Source organism: Aeromonas sp. S5(2024), from assembly GCF_041403025.1.
Classification (GTDB): Bacteria; Pseudomonadota; Gammaproteobacteria; order Enterobacterales; family Aeromonadaceae; genus Aeromonas; species Aeromonas hydrophila.
This window is the reverse complement of sequence record NZ_JBGLRI010000008.1, coordinates 25,220-41,228: the sequence shown is the minus strand read 5'-3', so window position 1 is coordinate 41,228 and position 16,009 is coordinate 25,220. Positions and strand designations below refer to the sequence as shown.

Below are 16,009 nucleotides of genomic sequence, written 5' to 3'. Positions count from 1 at the left end.
TCTGGTTTCAGACCGGATCGGTCACATCGCCAGGATCATGCCGGGTCGGTGACGCCAGCGGTGGCGTGGTTTTTCTGGGTTTTGTGGGAGAGCCAGAGGCCGCTCGCCTTCATCAGGTAGCCGAACAGCGCCCCAATCACCAGCGACGGCAGGATCAGCCGCCACTCCCCCGCCGCGCCGAAGGTGGCGCAGCAGCCGGCGAAGGTGCCGGGAATGTAGCCGAGCCACTGCTGCTTGGCCTGCACGCACATCAGGGTGGCCACCACCCCGGTCATCAGGTAGCCCGCCACGCCGGCGCCCCACCAGGCGTCACCATGGATCAGCAGCAGGGCCCACAGCATGCCGCTGGCATTGCACAGCAGGGTCTGCAGCAGCGCCTTGTAGCCGCCGCTGGAGGCAAAATAGCTGGTGCAGCCGAGGAAGCCGACCCAGGAGATGAGGCCGAGGGCTACGGCGACCCAGCCCCAGACGGCGGAGAGGATCCCGGTCGTGATGGCGATGGCGATCAATGGGCTCATGGCGTGACTCTTCAGTAGTGAAATTCGGAAAAAAGGGAGCCTACCCCGCGCAAGAGGGGCGGCAAGCAGGGGCGGGATTGTGTGTGATCTGCGTCACTCATTTCAACTCAGGAATACGCTTGCGCTCGCGAAAATATTTCATGGTGAGGCGCTGGCCCCTGCTCCATAGTTAGAGGCCCTGTCCTGCTCATGGAGTGAGTCTGATGGTGCCAAATGTGATCGTTCCCCTGCTGGTGTTCGTAGTGCTGTTTCTGGTCGGAACCATGGCCAAGGCGCTGCCCCTCTATCAATTCATGTAATTTTCCGTGAAATAAAACTCGACCGGGGCGGGTCTTATGATTGTTACCCTCATCGCCCCGGGAGTTTTTCCATGTTGCTCAAGCGCCGCTCTGCCCACCACCTCACCGAACAGGACGTCACGCCGGAAGCCGTCTATCAGGATCGCCGCCTGATCCTGAAAGGGCTGGGGCTTGGCGCCGCCACCCTAGCGTTTCCGACCCAGGCCGGGGTGCTCGATCTCTTCTCTGGCGACAAGCCGGTGCCGGTCGCTACCCGGGCGCTCAACATCCACGCCGCCGCCCGGCCGGAGGGGTTGATCCTCACGCCGGAGGAGAAGGCCACCACCCACAACAACTTCTACGAGCTCGGTACCGACAAGGGGGATCCGGCCCGCAACGGTCACTACCTCAAGCCCGAGCCCTGGACCCTGAAGGTGGAAGGGGAGGTGGCCAAGCCGTTTACCCTCGACGTGTGGGATCTGATCAACAAGAGCATGCTGGAGGAGCGTATCTACCGGCTGCGCTGTGTGGAGGCCTGGTCCATGGTGCTGCCCTGGAGCGGCATCGCACTGGCGGATCTTATCCGCCGGGCCGAGCCCACCAGCCGCGCCAAGTTCGTGGCCTTCGAGACTCTCTATGATCCGGAACAGCTGCCGGGACAGGCGTCGCGCTCCCTCGGTGGCGGCATCGACTACCCCTATGTCGAGGGGCTGCGCATCGACGAGGCGATGCACCCGCTCTCCTTCCTGGCGATGGGGCTCTACGGCAAGGCGCTGCCGGCCCAGAACGGCGCGCCGATCCGGCTGGTGGTGCCCTGGAAGTACGGCTTCAAGAGCATCAAGAGCATCGTCTCCATCCGGCTGGTGGAGGAGATGCCGCCCACCACCTGGAACCTGCTGGCCCCCAACGAATACGGCTTCTACGCCAACGTCAATCCGGCAGTGGATCACCCGCGCTGGAGTCAGGCCAGCGAGCGTTTCATCGGCGAGGGGGGCATCTTCGGGGCCAAGCGCCAGCCGACCTTGCCATTCAATGGTTATGCCGACGAGGTGGCGTCCCTCTATCAGGGTATGGATCTGCGCAAGTGGTATTGAGACGAGAGGAGCTGACACCATGACTCTGCGACTGACGGCGCGTCACATCACCTTGCTGCGGGCGCTGGTACACCTCGCCTCGCTGGGGTTTCTGCTCTGGCTGCTGGTGGCCGTGCCCGGCGGCCTGCTGGGAGGGGATCCGGTACAGGGGCTGACCCACTATCTGGGCAAGGGGGCGCTCAACCTGCTGCTGCTCACCCTGCTGGTGTCGCCGCTGGCCAAACGCTGGCGGCAGGGGCAGCTCATCAAACTGCGCCGCCCGCTCGGGCTCTGGTGCGCCGCGTGGGCCGGTCTGCACTTTATGGTCTGGCTGGGGCTGGATCTGCAGTTTGACTGGGGGCTGATTGGTGGCGAGCTGGTCAAGCGCAGCTATATCGTGGTGGGGATGGTGGCACTGCTGCTGCTGCTGGCGCTCAGCCTCACCTCGATCCCGGCCCTGCTGCGGCGCATGGGGCCGGCCTGGCAGAAGCTGCACAACTGGATCTACGCGGTGGCTCTGCTGGTGCCGGTGCACTACTGGTGGTCGCTCAAGAGCGGCTGGCAGGAGCCGCTCATCTATCTGCTGCTGGCCTGCGCCCTGCTGGTGCCGCGCCGCGACAAGCTGCTGCGTCCCTGGCGCCGGCTTCGGCCGCAGAAACTGAGGGAGGCATGAGGCCGGCAGTGCGCCGCCCCAACAACCCGCCATAAAAAAGAGGCCTAGTCGGCCTCTTTTTTGATGTCACCCGTATGGGCGTCTACCAGGAGTCGTACCCGCTGACCCTGGGCATTCAGGGTTTCCACCTCGAATTTGTCCCCTTCCAGCTCCACTTCCCGAATGTCGTGATACCCTTGGGCCACCAGCAGTTTGACCAACCCGGCCATGTCGAGACGGCTCTCGGCCGCCCAGCCGAGGGTGGAGAAGAGGCAAAGGATCAGCAGGAAACTGCGTCGGATCATATTCATTCCGGATTCATGGCTGGCAGACTATAAACGGCATTATGTTAGGTTTTGGGAGATGAATCATCCATGAATAGAGCCCTGTCTCTGCTTGGGTTGCTGCTGCCGGCACTGGCACAGGCGGCCACGCCGAACGAGGCCTTGCTGCAGCAGGCGGTCAGCGAGGGACGGGTGCGCCCCTTTCATGAGGTGATGGAGGTGGCTTCCCGCCTGCCGGTACGGGTGTTGCGGGTCGATCTGGGGGAGGAGGACGGCATCTGGCTGTACGAACTCAAGCTGATCGACAGCGAGAACAGCGTCATCAAGGTGGGCTATCGAGCCGACAACCTGGAGATGGTGTGGCTCAAGGGCCATCATCTGGAGCGGCTGTTCGAACCGCGTCCGCCTCCGGAAGAGGAGTGATGGAGTGAGTCCGCGAACGCGCCGCCATCCGGTTCGTTCCCCAACCGCCGCCGGTACCGGCACAACCCTGCTTTGGATACCCATTTATGCGAATTCTGATAGTTGAAGATGAGAAGACCCTGGCGGGCCAGCTGGCGGAACAGCTGCGCCTGTCCGGTTTCGTGACCGACCTCTGCCACGACGGCAACGAGGCCGGCTTTCTCGGCGAGACCGAACCCTACGACGCCATCATTCTGGATCTCGGTCTGCCGGGCCGCGACGGCCTGAGCGTGCTGAAGGAGTGGCGCAGCAAGGGGATCGACACCCCGGTACTGGTGCTGACCGCCCGTGGCCAGCTGCACGAGAAGATCGAGGGGCTCAACGCCGGGGCCGACGACTACCTCACCAAGCCGTTCCAGGTGGCCGAGCTGGTGGCCCGGGTGCATGCCCTGGTGCGGCGGGCGGCTGGCAACGCCAGCTCGATCCTGGAGATCGGCGGGGTGCGGCTCGACATGGCGGCGTCCCAGGTTTGGTACGAAGGCACCCCCATCAAGCTGACCGCCCACGAGTTCCGGGTGCTCGGCTATCTGATGCAGCACAGGGGCAAGGTGGTGTCGCGCAGCGAGCTGATCGACCACATCTACGCCCAGGATTTCGACCGTGACTCCAACACGGTGGAGGTGTTCATCGGCCGGATCCGCAAGAAGACCCACTCCGATCTCATCGAGACGGTGCGCGGCCTCGGCTACCGGATCAACGAATGAGCCGGCTCTTGATGCCCTCTTATGCCGGAGCAGCTGAATGAGGCTGGTGCGCACCCTGCGCGGGCGGCTGGTGGTCATCGCCATGGTCTGGTGCGGCCTGTTCCTGTTCGCCACCGGCTTCAGCCTGCAGACCATGATGCGCAACTACTGGCAGGAGGCGGAGGCCGACGGCCTGCGTCTGCAGCTCTACGATCTGCTCTCCCGCCTCGAGATCCAGCCGGATGGCCTGCCGGTGGTCACCGAGCCCATGGCCGACCCCCGCTTTCGCCAGCCCTACTCCGGTTACTACTGGCAGCTGGAGCTGGGGGAGAGCGTGGTCAGCCGCTCCCGCTCTCTGTGGGATGTGCACCTCGACGTGCACGGCCTGAAGTCGGCCTTCGGCGATCCGGATCTCTTCGTCGGCAAGGGGCCCAACAAGGAGCCGCTGCTGATCATGACCCGCACCGTGCTGCTGCCCGGTTCGGATCGGGTGTTCACCCTGGTGATGGCCAAGGACAGCAGCGCCCTGACCCAGACCCTGAAGAAGACCCGCATCAGCCTGTTTCTCGGCCTCGGCTTTGCCGCGACCGGGCTGGTGCTCGGCTTCATGTTCCAGATCGTCTACGGCCTGCGGCCGCTGCACCTGTTGCGCCGTGAATTGAGCCGGGTCCATCAGGGCCATCAGGAGGGATTCCGGCTGCGCTATCCGCTGGAGATCCAGCCGCTGGTGGAGGACATCAACCGGCTGCTGCACCACTACGGCGAGCTGCTGCAGCGGGCCCGCTCCCACACCGGCAACCTGGCTCACGCCCTCAAGACGCCGCTCAGCATCATGCGCAACCAGGTGGCCCAGCTGCCGCCGGAAGATCAGGCCGCCCTCGGCGAGCAGCTCGATCAGATCCAGCGCCACATCGACTACCACCTCGGCAAGGCGCGGGTGACCGGTGCCGCCAAGATCCTTGGGGTGTCGACCCCGGTGCGGGCGCGGGTGGAGTACATCTGCCGCGCCTTCTCCCGCCTCTATCCGGGCCGGGAAGTGGACCTGCAGGTGCCGGCCACCCTGGCGGTCGGGGTGGAGGAGCAGGACTTCGACGAGATGGTGGGCAACCTGCTGGAAAATGCCTTCAAGTGGTCGGCCGGCCGGCTGCGCATCTCCAGCGCCGAGCTGGGGGGCTGGATCACCCTGCGCATCGAGGATGACGGCCCCGGCATGAGCGAGGATCAGATCGCCAAGGCGGTGCTGCGCGGGGTGCGCCTCGACGAGAAGGTGCCGGGTTCTGGGCTGGGTCTCAACATCGTCTCCGATCTGGCGGAAGCCTACCGCGGCAGCCTCATCATGGGGCGCGCCGAGCTCGGCGGGCTGGCAGCTTCTCTCTCGCTGCCCAAGGTGGCAAGAGTGGAGAGCTAGGCATAAGATATGGCACCTGTTTTAGCCTGAGGAAGAGAACCATGACCGATGATCCATGGGCACTGTGTCACCTCGACGATTCGTTCGATGCCTCCGTACTGGGCACCAAGGGGGCCCAGATCCAGTGGTTTGAGGATCGCGACAGCCTGATTGCCTTCCTGCTGGAAGATTTCGTCGACCTGCTGGCCGACGTGGGCGAGCTGGATGAGGATCAGACCGAGCGGGCGCGCGAGCGCTTCACCCTGCTGGTGGAGCAGAGCTTCGACGATCGCGGCCTGATGGACGCCATCAACGATCTCGCCTCCGGCCTGCGCCGCATCGCCTGGCTGGGGCCGCTCTCCGAGCTGGCCGAGCTGAGCGATGACTTCGCCTCCGGCCTGCGCCGCTATTTCTGGAGCCAGTACGACGGGGATGAAGATGACCCGGATGCCTGGGTGCCGGAAGAACTCTGGCCTCAACTGGTGGAGTGTGCGGAAGAGTATATGGTTGAGGGTGACTTCTGATTCTGAGCCCTTGTCCGCGCTCTGGCTGAAAAGCGGGTGGCGTGTGCACAAGAGTACAGGGTGGAAGGGGACTTCTTAGTCACACCACAAATCGCGATAAGAAAACGGCGCCTTGATGGCGCCGTTTTTGTTGCTCACTCCTCTGCTCAGGCGTTGGCCGGCACCGCGTGGGCGGTGTTGACCGGCGCTGGGCCCTGGTACTTCTCGATCTGCAGCTGGGCCATGTGACCGCAGTTGCCCTGCGCCAGGCTGGAAGTGCCCTCGTCGAAGGTGAGGCAGTTGACGTTGCCGTTCTTGCACAGGCTCCCCGCCTCGCCCGGTTTGGCCGGGTCATACCAGGCCCCTTCGCACACCCGCACCACCCCCGGGCGGATGTCGGTCGAGAGCAGGGCCCCCACCAGGATCTGGCCGCGGTCGTTGAAGGCCCGCACCAGATCGCCATCCTGGATGCCGCGTGCCTTGGCGTCGTCCGGGTGGATCAGGATCGCCTCGCGATCGGCGACGGCGAACTTGTCCCGCAGCGGGGTGTTGTCGAGCTGGGAGTGCAGCCGCTGGGTCGGGTGGGAGGTGTTGAGCGACAGCGGATAGCGGGTCGCCTCTTTGCTCTTGATCCACTCCTTGGGCTCATACCACTTGGGATGGCCGGCGCAGTCGGCATAACCCATGCCGGCCACCGTGCTGGAGAAGATCTCGATCTTGCCGGACGGTGTCCCGAGCGGGTTGAGCAGCGGGTTCTCACGAAAATCGGCGTGACGGATCCACTGGCGGTTCGCCTCGGGCACCGGGAAGCGAATGTAGTTGTTGGACTCCCAGAACATGTTGAACGGCGGCAGCGCCACCCGAGCGCCACGGGCCTGGGCGGCCATGCCGTCGTACATCTGCTTGAGCCACAGCATCTCGTCCTTGCCTTCGGTGTACTGCTCCTGCAGGCCCAGCTTGGCGGCCACGTCACGGAAGATGTCGAAGTCGTTGCGCGCCTCGAACTGGGGCGGCACGCACTGGTGCATCGGGAAGACGTAGCGCTGGGAGTAGTCGCCGCCCATCTCCAGATCGTTGCGCTCGTAGCTGGTAGTGGCCGGCAGGACGATGTCGGCGTGCTTGGCGGTGGCGGTCCAGTAGGGCTCGTGCACGATCACGGTCTGCGGCTTGCGCCAGGCCTTGACCAGGTTGTTGGTGTCCTGGTGGTGGTGGAAGGGGTTGCCGCCCGCCACGTAGACCAGCTTGATGTCCGGGTAGGTCACCTTGCGGCCGTTGAAGTCGATGGTCTTGCCGGGGTTGGCCAGGCAGTCGGCGATGCGGGCCACCGGGATCGGCGCCGGTCCGTTCTTCGGCGCATTGCCGGCGGAGATACCTGCCAGGATGCCGCCCTTGGCGGTGGGGCTGCCACCGGAAGAGTAGTGGTAGCTAAAGCCGTAACCGCCGCCGGGCAGGCCGATCTGGCCCAGCATGGCGGCCAGGGTGACCAGCATCCAGTTGGGCTGCTCACCGTGCTGCTGCCGCTGCATGCCCCAGCCCGCCATGATCATGGTGCGCTTGGACGCCATGTCGAGGGCCAGCTGGCGGATCACCTTGGCATCGACGCCGCAGATGGTGCTCGCCCACTCGGCGCTCTTCGGCTGGCCGTCTTCCTTGCCGAGCAGATAGGCGAGGAACTTGTCGAAGCCGGTGGTGTAGCGGTCGAGAAAGGCCTGATCGTGCTTCTGCTCGCTGTAGAGGGTGTGGGCCACCCCCAGCATCATGGCCACGTCGGTGTAGGCGTTCGGCGCAATCCACTCGGCTCCGGCCAGCTTGGCGGTTTCGTTGTAGACCGGGTCGATGCTGATGATGCGGGTACCCTTCTCCTTGAGCGCCTTGAAACCGGCCTGACCTTCGTGATCCGGCATGTTCCAGCTGTTTTTCAGGGTGACCTGGGCGTTGACCCCCCACAGCACCACCAGTTCGGCGTGCTCGATGACGTTGGGCCAGGCGGTCTGCTGCTCATACACCTCGATGGAACCCATCACGTGGGACATGATCACCTGGGCGGCGCCGGCGGAGTAGTCGCCGGCATAACCGGTGAAGCCGCCCGCCAGGTTCATCAGGCGGTGCAGCAGGGTGCGGCTGTTGTGGAACATGCCGACGCTCTTCCAGCCGTAGGAACCGGCGTGGATCGCCTGCGGGCCGAAGTCGCTCTGCACCCGGCCTATCTCGCCGGCCACCAGGGCGATGGCCTTCTCCCAGCTAACTCGCACCCATTCGTCGGCACCGCGCAGTTCGGGCTTGGCCCCCGGGCCCTGTTCCAGCCAGCTCTTGCGCACCATGGGGTACTTGATGCGGTTCTTGGCGTGGACCTGGAACGGCGCCATGTCGATGAGATCGTTGGGGGCCGGATCATCGGCCACCGGCTGGACCCGTACCATGCGGCCCTCTTCGACGATGGCCTCGAAAGCCCCCCAGTGGGCGCCGGTCAGGATGCCTTTCTGGGCCGGCACCAGGGTCGGGAATTGCTCAAGCGCCGTGCTGATGGCCTGGGCCAGCGCGCTCTTCGGGAAGACGCCGGCCAGCAGCGGCAGGGCGGCGCAGGCGCCCAGCCCCTTGAGCAGGTTGCGGCGGGAGAGATTGGTTTGCTTATCGGTAAAAAAAGTCATGACGATTTCCTCTGTGCCAGCCTTAGTGCGCCGCGTTCATGTCACTGGCATGTTTCTGGACGTATTGGGTCAACATGCGTGCCTGTTCCGGGGTCAGGGAGGTGCGTGATTCCATCCCCTTGATGACGCCGATCCACTGGTTGGCGTTGAAGTGATCCAGTGCGGTGAGGCCGTGGCAGCCGGTACAGTTGTTGGACATCAGGGTGGAGGCGTACTGCCACAGCTTGCCCTGATCGCCGATGAGCTGGCTCTGATCCACCCAGGCGGTCAGACTGACCTGATGCCAGGTGAGGTTGGTGGCGCTGTCGGTTTCGCTCTTGCCGGTGGTGAGCTGCCCCTTGGCCTTGTCGCCGAGCAGGGTGCTCAGGATGCGCTTGCCGGGAGCGGCGTAGAACACCTCGCTCACACCGTCCTGCTGCCAGCCGTCGATGCGCACCTGGGCGCGGCCGTTGTCGTTGGCCAGCACTTCCACCTGGGTGGAGGGCATCAGGGTGCCTTCGTCGGTCTTGGCGCCGGCATCCAGATAGAGCGGGGTGGTGGCGATGGCGTAACGGGTGGTGACGCTGGCCGGGGTCTGGGCGGCGGCTTGCGCCAGCTCGCTGGCACCGGCGGCGGCCAGGCCGCTCATGTCGGGCATGATGTGGGCGACGCCGCGGTGACAGTCGATGCAGGTCTGGCCCTCCTTGATGGCGACCGGGTGCTCGGCGCGGGCGTTGGGGCGCTGGGCCAGGATGTCCATCGCCGCGTAGCTGTGGCAGCTGCGGCAGGTGGCGGAGTCGTTGGCCTTCAGCTCGTCCCACACCGACTGTGCCATGCGCAGCTTGTGAGCCTCGTATTTCTCAGGGGTGTCGAGGGTGCCGATCGCCTCGTGATAGATATCCTTCACGGCGCGGATCTTGGTCCACAGATAGGAGGTGGGATCACCCGGAATGTGGCAGTCTGCGCACTCGGCGCGGATGCCCTTCACGTTCTGGAAGTGGACGCTGCCCTGATACTCGGCCAGCGGGGTCTGCATGGAGTGACAGGAGACGCAGAACTCGGTGGAGCTGGTCTTGTGCATGACGGTCACCGTGACCCCCAGCGCTGCAACGCCCAAGAGGGCTCCGAGCAGCAGTAGCCAGAACCAGGTTTTTCTCAACAATTTTCCAAGCATGACGGCGTTTTCCTACGATCAAATATTACCAATATAGTAGTATCCATGGAGAGGTAGTTGATTGACCTCTATCATGATTTATATTCTGTATTGTTATTTTAAATGCATTTATTATTTTGTAATTTATCATTTAATTGAATTTAATTTAACTTCCTGCGATTTTTTCATCTTTTTTGTCCTCGTTTGAGGCATGGTCAGCTTGGGCCTGCCATCCACGACCTAGCGGTGCTGTGCACCCGCCCGCCACCCCCTCTCAATCGCTCCTGCTTCGGCTATGGCCTGTCGCCTCGCGCCCGCGGAGGGCTTGGGCTTTGCCCGGGGCCCGTTATATACTGTTCACATATACAGTGTTCAGGTGTTTGCCATGCGACTCTTCATCGCCGAGAAGCCCAGTCTGGGACGTGCCATTGCCGACGTGCTGCCCAAGCCCCACAAGAAGGGGGACGGTTTTATCGAAACCGCGCAGGGGGATGTGGTGACCTGGTGCATCGGCCATTTGCTGGAGCAGGCCGAGCCCGATGCCTATGACGCCGCCTACAAGCAGTGGCGCATGGAGTCGCTGCCTATCGTCCCGGCTCAGTGGCAGCTGGTGGCCAAGCCGAAGACCAAGACCCAGCTCACCGTCATCAAGCGGCTGATCAAACAAGCCGACTGCGTGGTCAACGCCGGTGACCCGGACCGGGAGGGGCAGCTGCTGGTGGACGAGGTGATCGATTTCCTCGGCTATGGCAAAACCAGGCCGGTGCTGCGTTGTCTCATCAGTGATCTCAACCCGCCGGCGGTGCGCCGTGCCCTCGACAAGCTCAGGGACAACAAGGAGTTCGTGCCGCTGGCGGTGTCGGCGCTGGCCCGCAGCCGGGCCGACTGGCTCTACGGCATCAACATGACCCGCGCCTATACCCTGCTTGGCCGCAAGGGGGGTTGCAGCGAGCTGCTGTCGGTCGGCCGGGTACAGACGCCGCTGCTGGGGCTGGTGGTACGGCGGGATCTCGAGATAGAAGCCTTCGTGCCCAAGCCCTTCTTCGAGGTGCTGGCCCATCTACAGACCGAAGGCAACGAGCGTTTCAGCGCCAAGTGGCTGCCTTCCGAGGCCTGTCTGCCCTGGCAGGACGAGGAGGGGCGAGTGCTCAACCGGGCGCTGGCCGCCAAGGTGGTGGAGCGGATCCAGGGTCAACCCGCACTGGTGGAAGAGGTGGAGGAGCAGGCCCGCAAGCAGGCGGCACCGCTGCCCTACAACCTCTCCAGCCTGCAGATCGATGCCGCCAAGCGGTTCGGCATGGACGCCAAGCGGGTGCTGGACGTCTGCCAGGGGCTCTACGAGCGCCACAAACTGATTACCTACCCGAGATCCGACAGCCGTCATCTGCCGAGCGATCACTTCAACCGAGCCGGCCAGGTGCGGGAGGCCATCGCCAGCACGGCGCCGGCGCTGGCCAAGGCGGTGAGCGAGGCGGACGGCAAGATCCGCAGCAAGGCGTGGAACGACAGCAAGGTGGATGCTCACCACGCCATCATCCCCACCGAGAAGCAGGGCAACCCGGCCACGCTGGGGGCTGACGAGGCGAAGCTTTACGGCCTGATTGCCCGTCAGTACCTGCTGCAGTTCTACCCGCCGTTCGAGTACAACGACAGCAAGGTACTGTTGCGTATCGCTGGCGGCCTGTTTCAGGCCAAGGCGCGGCGGATCCTCAAGGCGGGCTGGAAGGCGCTGCTCGGGGTGGAGGAAGATGATGAGGAGGAGGCGGGGAGCCTGCCGGCCCTGCGCAAGGGCGAGCAACTGTTGTGCGAGCGGGGGGAGCTGCAGGAGAAGATGACCCAGCCGCCCAAGTCGTTCACCGATGCCACCCTGCTGGCGGCCATGACCGGCATCGCCCGCTATGTGCAGGATCCCGAGATCCGCAAGACCCTGCGCGAGACTGACGGCCTCGGGACCGAGGCGACCCGGGCGGGTATCATCGATCTGCTGTTCAAGCGCCGCTTTCTGGTGCGCCAGGGCAAGAGCATCAAGGCGACCCCGACCGGGCGGGCTCTCATTCAGGCGCTGCCTGCCACGGCGACCACCCCTGACATGACGGCGCTGTGGGAGCAGCATCTCGGCCGGATTGCCGAGCGGCAGACGAGCTATCAGCAATTCATGGGGCCGCTGACCGAGCAGTTGAACGGCCTGATCGACGGCGCCAGACAGGATTCGGGGGCCAGCTTCAGCGCCCTGCCCAAGGCGGCGCCCGGGGCCGACAAGCGTCGCTTCACCAAGCGCAAGAGTCCGGCGGCTGGTGGTACGAGCGGAGCAGCCAAGCGGGGGAGCAAGCGGCCGGCCAAGGCTGCCTGATAAAAAAGCGCCCCTGGCGGGGCGCAAAAAGGCATTGTCGTCAGGCGTCGGCCAGTCTGGCGCGACTCAAATTCAGGTAGTGCCAGGCAACGCCGAGCAGTACCAGATCCTTGAAGATGAAGAACTCGGTGACCGGCACTCCGTCGACCAGCTTCCAGACGCCCGGCAGGGTCAGCAGAAAGCTGAGGGTCATGAGGAAAGTCAGGATGGCCCCCAGGCTGCTCCAGTAGCCCAGACGTGGTCGCCACAGGCCGGCAATCAGACCGCCGGCGATCAGGATCTCGACCAGTCCGATCAGATTGGAGACGGCTTGCTCCGAGAGCACGGCATAGAGCCAGCTCATCAGCGGGTGGCTTGCCACCAGCGGCCGGATGGCCGCCGCCTCGGTCGGCGTGAACTTGAACACGCCGATCCAGAGCAGGGTCAGTACCACCCCGGCGAGGGCGATCAGAAAACCTCGGTCATGGCGTTCCATTCATGCTCCTTTGTCAGGGGGTGAGAGTGACCGGCGGGAAGTCGATGTCGGTTGCCGCCAGATGATTGCCGTAGTTGGTCAGGGTATTGATGACCACCTGCCCCAGTACCTCCATTGCCAGCTCATCATCCACGCCCGCGGCACGGGCTGCGGCTAGTTGTTGATCGCTGATGACACCGCGCTGGGTAACCAGGGCGACCGCCAGCTGCAGCAGGGCGTGATCGAGTGGATCCGCCGCCTGGGCCAGACGGGCAGCCCGGATGGCGTCGTCATCGAAACCGGCCCGGCCAGCCAGCAGGGTGTGGGCTGACAGGCAGTATTGGCAGGCGTTGGCCTGGCCGATGGCCAGTGCCAGCAGCTCCCGCTGGCGGGCACTGAGCCGCCCTTTGCCCAACGCATCGGCAAAACCGAGCAGGCCGTTGAGCACCGCGGGTGAATGGGCCAGGGTGGCGTAGAGGTTGGGAACCTTGCTAAGGCTGCTTTTGAGGGCGGCGAAGGTGGGGGCTGCAGCCGGTTTGGGCTGGCTCACGGGGTGAATGCGACTCATGGTGTGCTCCTGTTTGGGTTGGGTACGGGAGACACTATGCCGGTTTTAATGGTACGGTTTGTCACCCATAGTCCACTATTGGCGACTTATCGTCTCAAACATGGATCCACTCTCGATACTGCTGGCCCATGCCGCGCCCCGGGCCAATCTCTTCTTTGCCGGCAACCTGTGCCAGCACTCCCACAGCCATGACTATCCGGCAGGTGGCCACCTGCATCTGCTGCGCCGTGGCGAACTGCTGCTGCGCGAGGAGGGGGGCGAGCCCCTGCTGCTGACCGAACCGACCCTGATCCTGTTTCCCCGTGGGCGGGGACACAGGCTTGAGCCGCGTCAGCTGGCGGGCTGCGATCTGGTGTGCGCCAGCGTGTCGTTCGGACCGACGGGTGACTCACCATTGCAGCTGGCGCTGCCGGATACCCTGGTACTGCCGCTGCAGACGATTCCGGCCATGGCGCCGGTGCTGACCCTGCTGTTCGAGGAGGCCTTCGCCGACCGCTACGGCCAGCCACCGATCCTCTCCCGTCTGCTGGAGGTGCTGCTGGTCCTGCTGCTGCGCCATTTGGTGGAACAGGGGCACTGCCGGCAGGGAATGCTGGCTGCGCTCTCCGACCCGCGTCTGGCGCGGGCCGTCACGGTCATGCATCAGCGGGGAGACGAGCCCTGGACGGTCGAGACGCTGGCACGGGAGGCGGGCATGTCGCGCGCCCGCTTCGCCGCCCATTTCCAGGCGCTGACCGGGCAGACACCACTGGGCTATCTGACGCGCTGGCGCATGATGCTGGCCAGTCAGCAGCTGCTGGCAGGGGAGTCCATCACTCAGGTGGCGCTGGGGGCGGGGTACAGCGGTGGAACCGCCTTTGGGCGGGCGTTTGAACGGGAGTTCGGCATGAGCCCGGGACGCTGGCTCAAGACGCGGCAGCGCGAATGACCGGGGCCGCAGCGGGCCCCGGTGTCATCAGCCGGTGTAGACGGCTTCTTCCGGATACTTGATGCGGGTCTCGCTCGGGCGGGCCAGCATGAAGGCCAGGGTCAGCGGGCCGAGACGGCCGCAGATCATCACCAGCACCAGGATCAGCTTGCCCGGTTCGCTCAGACCGGCGGTGATGCCGGTGGAGAGCCCCACGGTGGCAAACGCCGAGATGGTCTCGAACATGATCTTGTCGAAGGATTGCTGCTCGGTGAGCATCAGCAGGAACATGGCCAGCATCAGCACCATGGTGCTGACGATGATGATGGCCAGCGATCGGGTCACGATCTGGGGTGACAGGGTACGGCCGAAGGCGGTGACATGGGGGCGCTTGGTCAGAAACGCCTTGGTCGCCAGCAGCACTACCGCGAAGGTGGTCACCTTGATACCGCCACCGGTGGAGGTGGCGCCTGCCCCGACAAACATCAGCATCATCATGAACAGCAGGGAGGCGGGCACCATCTGGCCGATGTCGATGGAGTTGAAGCCGGCGGTACGGGCGCTGGTGGACTGGAAGAAGGCCGCCAGCCACTGACCGCCGAAGGAGGCCTTGCCGAGGGTGCCCGGGTTGTTGTGCTCCAGCAGCCAGAACATCAGGGTACCCAGCAGCAGCAGGCCCGGGGTCATGATCAGCATCAGCTTGCTGTGCAGCTTGAGCTTGCGCCAGCGGCGGTTGCGCACCAGGTCGACGATGACGGTGAAACCGATCCCCCCCAGAATGATCAGCGCGGCTATGGTCAGGCTGATGATGGGGTCATCCCGGTAGTCCATCAAGTTGTTGGCGAACAGCGAGAAGCCGGCGTTGTTGAAGGCCGAGACCGCGTGGAAGAAGCTGACATAGAGGCCGCGCTCCCAGCCGAGCTCGGGCACCCAGCGGATGGCCATCAGGCCGGTGCCGATGAGCTGGACGATGAAGGCGAACAGCACGATCCGCTTCACCAGCTGGATGATGTTGACCGACCCCTCCTGGCCCAGCGCCTCCTTGGCCAGCACCTGCTGGCGCAGGCCGACCCGCTTGCTGAACATGGCGATCAGCAGCAGGGTCATGGTCATCTGGCCGAGGCCGCCAATCTCCATCAGCATCAGCAAAAAAATCTGCCCCTGCAGGGTGAAGGCGGTGCCGGTATCCACCACCCCGAGCCCGGTCACGCTGATGGCCGAGGTGGCGGTGAACAGGGCGTTGATGAAGCTCACTTCGCCGTTGTGGCTGGAGGGCTGCACCAGAAACAGGGTGCCGACCAGCAGGATGATCAGGAAGCTGCCGAGGATCAGCTTGGCTTCGCTCCAGCGCGACTCGTCGTCCCGGTGCAGGGCGAAGGCGTAGTTGCTACGCCAGCGGGTCATAGGGTTTCCAGCCAGTGGTCGATGGCGTGCTTGTTGCCCGCCAGGATCAGGATGTCACCCAGTTGCAGCTCCATCTTGCCGGTCAGCACGTTGTGCAGCACCTGGCCGCGCTTGATGGCCAGCAGTTGCAGTTCGGTCTGTTGCAGCAGATGCAGATCGGCGAGGGTGCGGCCATTTTGCGGCAAACCGATGACGAACTCGGTCAGCACCATGTCGTGGCCCAGCTCCAGATAGTCGAACAGCCGGTTGTCCAGCATGCTCTGGGCGACCCGGCGGCCCATGTCCCACTCCGGATTGATCACCTTGTCGGCCCCCACCTTCTGCAGGATCTTGGCGTGGAACTTGTCGCGCGCCTTGACCCACACCTTCTTCACGCCGGCCTCCTTGAGGACGAGGGTGGTGAGGATGCTGGTCTCGAGGTTGTCACCGATGGCGACGAAGACGATGTCGAAGTCGGCCAGCCCCAGCTCGGCCACCGTGGCCTCGTCGGTGGCATCGGCGACGATGACGTGGTTGCAGAGGGTGGCTATCTGACGGGTCTTGCTCTCGTCGATGTCTATCGCCAGCACCTCGGCATCCTGCCGTTGCAGCTCTTCACACAGGGCGCTGCCAAACAGTCCCAGGCCGATGACGGCAAATTGGTTGTTCATGAGTACTTCCTCAAGCGTCGGAGCCGGATACTCTACTCCTGCGGCATGAGTCCGAA

Annotated in this window: 16 protein-coding genes; 8 read left to right on the top strand and 8 right to left on the bottom strand. The window is 64.2% G+C overall.

Going from position 1 to position 16,009, the window contains the following annotated elements; genetic code table 11:
• Positions 1-35 precede the first annotated feature (35 nt).
• Positions 36-518, bottom strand: a complete 483-nt coding sequence (locus ACB032_RS15540) for a DUF1097 domain-containing protein (RefSeq protein ID WP_371138267.1) — start codon at positions 516-518, stop codon at positions 36-38.
• A gap of 370 nt (positions 519-888) precedes the next feature.
• On the opposite strand from ACB032_RS15540, the gene msrP reads away from it, so the two are divergent.
• Complete coding sequence (gene msrP, locus ACB032_RS15535; protein WP_371138266.1) at positions 889-1,890, top strand: protein-methionine-sulfoxide reductase catalytic subunit MsrP; 1,002 nt, start codon at positions 889-891, stop codon at positions 1,888-1,890.
• Between the two features lie 19 nt (positions 1,891-1,909).
• Entirely contained in the window at positions 1,910-2,542 is a 633-nt protein-coding gene (msrQ, locus tag ACB032_RS15530; RefSeq protein WP_041216789.1) for a protein-methionine-sulfoxide reductase heme-binding subunit MsrQ, read from the top strand.
• A 44-nt stretch (positions 2,543-2,586) separates the two neighbouring features.
• Here msrQ and ACB032_RS15525 read toward each other — a convergent pair whose 3' ends face one another.
• Positions 2,587-2,832 (bottom strand): PepSY domain-containing protein, encoded by a 246-nt coding sequence (locus tag ACB032_RS15525; protein ID WP_371138265.1) that lies wholly within the window; start codon positions 2,830-2,832, stop codon positions 2,587-2,589.
• A 63-nt stretch (positions 2,833-2,895) separates the two neighbouring features.
• Between ACB032_RS15525 and ACB032_RS15520 the strand changes: the two genes are divergently transcribed.
• The 4 genes from ACB032_RS15520 to ACB032_RS15505 all read left to right on the top strand — a co-directional run bounded on the left by ACB032_RS15520 (position 2,896) and on the right by ACB032_RS15505 (position 5,861).
• Positions 2,896-3,228 carry a PepSY domain-containing protein gene (locus tag ACB032_RS15520; protein WP_011707718.1) on the top strand — a complete coding sequence of 111 codons (333 nt, stop codon included), beginning with the start codon at positions 2,896-2,898 and terminating at the stop codon, positions 3,226-3,228.
• Positions 3,229-3,314: 86 nt separating this feature from the next.
• A complete protein-coding gene (locus tag ACB032_RS15515; protein ID WP_011707717.1) occupies positions 3,315-3,971 on the top strand; it encodes a response regulator transcription factor in 657 nt (218 codons plus the stop codon).
• A gap of 37 nt (positions 3,972-4,008) precedes the next feature.
• Complete coding sequence (locus ACB032_RS15510; RefSeq protein ID WP_005306363.1) at positions 4,009-5,358, top strand: sensor histidine kinase; 1,350 nt, start codon at positions 4,009-4,011, stop codon at positions 5,356-5,358.
• Positions 5,359-5,399: 41 nt separating this feature from the next.
• Complete coding sequence (locus ACB032_RS15505; RefSeq protein WP_010635837.1) at positions 5,400-5,861, top strand: hypothetical protein; 462 nt, start codon at positions 5,400-5,402, stop codon at positions 5,859-5,861.
• Positions 5,862-6,007: 146 nt separating this feature from the next.
• On the opposite strand, the gene torA is transcribed toward ACB032_RS15505, so the two are convergent.
• Complete coding sequence (gene torA / locus ACB032_RS15500; RefSeq protein ID WP_371138264.1) at positions 6,008-8,488, bottom strand: trimethylamine-N-oxide reductase TorA; 2,481 nt, start codon at positions 8,486-8,488, stop codon at positions 6,008-6,010.
• 22 nt (positions 8,489-8,510) lie between these two features.
• Positions 8,511-9,641, bottom strand: a complete 1,131-nt coding sequence (locus tag ACB032_RS15495; RefSeq protein WP_171279851.1) for a NapC/NirT family cytochrome c — start codon at positions 9,639-9,641, stop codon at positions 8,511-8,513.
• Positions 9,642-10,005: 364 nt separating this feature from the next.
• Here ACB032_RS15495 and ACB032_RS15490 point away from each other — a divergent pair, with 364 nt between their 5' ends.
• Entirely contained in the window at positions 10,006-11,970 is a 1,965-nt protein-coding gene (locus ACB032_RS15490; RefSeq protein ID WP_371138263.1) for a DNA topoisomerase III, read from the top strand.
• A gap of 40 nt (positions 11,971-12,010) precedes the next feature.
• Here ACB032_RS15490 and ACB032_RS15485 read toward each other — a convergent pair whose 3' ends face one another.
• On the bottom strand, positions 12,011-12,445 hold the full coding sequence (locus tag ACB032_RS15485; RefSeq protein WP_065475217.1) for a DUF417 family protein: 435 nt from the start codon (positions 12,443-12,445) through the stop codon (positions 12,011-12,013).
• A gap of 13 nt (positions 12,446-12,458) precedes the next feature.
• Entirely contained in the window at positions 12,459-12,992 is a 534-nt protein-coding gene (locus ACB032_RS15480; protein WP_371138262.1) for a carboxymuconolactone decarboxylase family protein, read from the bottom strand.
• A gap of 100 nt (positions 12,993-13,092) precedes the next feature.
• On the opposite strand from ACB032_RS15480, the gene ACB032_RS15475 reads away from it, so the two are divergent.
• Positions 13,093-13,920 carry a cupin domain-containing protein gene (locus ACB032_RS15475; protein WP_371138261.1) on the top strand — a complete coding sequence of 276 codons (828 nt, stop codon included), beginning with the start codon at positions 13,093-13,095 and terminating at the stop codon, positions 13,918-13,920.
• A gap of 27 nt (positions 13,921-13,947) precedes the next feature.
• Here ACB032_RS15475 and ACB032_RS15470 read toward each other — a convergent pair whose 3' ends face one another.
• Both ACB032_RS15470 and ACB032_RS15465 read right to left on the bottom strand, forming a co-directional pair.
• Positions 13,948-15,303: a TrkH family potassium uptake protein gene (locus ACB032_RS15470; protein ID WP_371138260.1), complete on the bottom strand. Its 1,356-nt coding sequence runs from the start codon at positions 15,301-15,303 to the stop codon at positions 13,948-13,950.
• Entirely contained in the window at positions 15,300-15,953 is a 654-nt protein-coding gene (locus ACB032_RS15465) for a TrkA family potassium uptake protein (RefSeq protein ID WP_011707709.1), read from the bottom strand. Before ACB032_RS15465 ends, ACB032_RS15470 begins: the two co-directional genes overlap by 4 nt.
• Between the last annotated feature and the right edge of the window lie 56 nt (positions 15,954-16,009).

Excerpts from the sequence above, each read along its gene's own strand:
- ACB032_RS15475 (WP_371138261.1), top strand. The coding sequence starts at position 13,093 with ATGGATCCACTCTCGATACTGCTGGCCCATGCCGCGCCCCGGGCCAAT.
- torA (WP_371138264.1), bottom strand. The coding sequence starts at position 8,488 with ATGACTTTTTTTACCGATAAGCAAACCAATCTCTCCCGCCGCAACCTG.
- ACB032_RS15485 (WP_065475217.1), bottom strand. The coding sequence starts at position 12,445 with ATGGAACGCCATGACCGAGGTTTTCTGATCGCCCTCGCCGGGGTGGTA.
- ACB032_RS15525 (WP_371138265.1), bottom strand. The coding sequence starts at position 2,832 with ATGAATATGATCCGACGCAGTTTCCTGCTGATCCTTTGCCTCTTCTCC.
- msrQ (WP_041216789.1), top strand. The coding sequence starts at position 1,910 with ATGACTCTGCGACTGACGGCGCGTCACATCACCTTGCTGCGGGCGCTG.
- ACB032_RS15490 (WP_371138263.1), top strand. The coding sequence starts at position 10,006 with ATGCGACTCTTCATCGCCGAGAAGCCCAGTCTGGGACGTGCCATTGCC.
- ACB032_RS15520 (WP_011707718.1), top strand. The coding sequence starts at position 2,896 with ATGAATAGAGCCCTGTCTCTGCTTGGGTTGCTGCTGCCGGCACTGGCA.
- ACB032_RS15505 (WP_010635837.1), top strand. The coding sequence starts at position 5,400 with ATGACCGATGATCCATGGGCACTGTGTCACCTCGACGATTCGTTCGAT.
- msrP (WP_371138266.1), top strand. The coding sequence starts at position 889 with ATGTTGCTCAAGCGCCGCTCTGCCCACCACCTCACCGAACAGGACGTC.
- ACB032_RS15480 (WP_371138262.1), bottom strand. The coding sequence starts at position 12,992 with ATGAGTCGCATTCACCCCGTGAGCCAGCCCAAACCGGCTGCAGCCCCC.
- ACB032_RS15465 (WP_011707709.1), bottom strand. The coding sequence starts at position 15,953 with ATGAACAACCAATTTGCCGTCATCGGCCTGGGACTGTTTGGCAGCGCC.
- ACB032_RS15470 (WP_371138260.1), bottom strand. The coding sequence starts at position 15,303 with ATGACCCGCTGGCGTAGCAACTACGCCTTCGCCCTGCACCGGGACGAC.
- ACB032_RS15540 (WP_371138267.1), bottom strand. The coding sequence starts at position 518 with ATGAGCCCATTGATCGCCATCGCCATCACGACCGGGATCCTCTCCGCC.
- ACB032_RS15510 (WP_005306363.1), top strand. The coding sequence starts at position 4,009 with ATGAGGCTGGTGCGCACCCTGCGCGGGCGGCTGGTGGTCATCGCCATG.
- ACB032_RS15495 (WP_171279851.1), bottom strand. The coding sequence starts at position 9,641 with ATGCTTGGAAAATTGTTGAGAAAAACCTGGTTCTGGCTACTGCTGCTC.
- ACB032_RS15515 (WP_011707717.1), top strand. The coding sequence starts at position 3,315 with ATGCGAATTCTGATAGTTGAAGATGAGAAGACCCTGGCGGGCCAGCTG.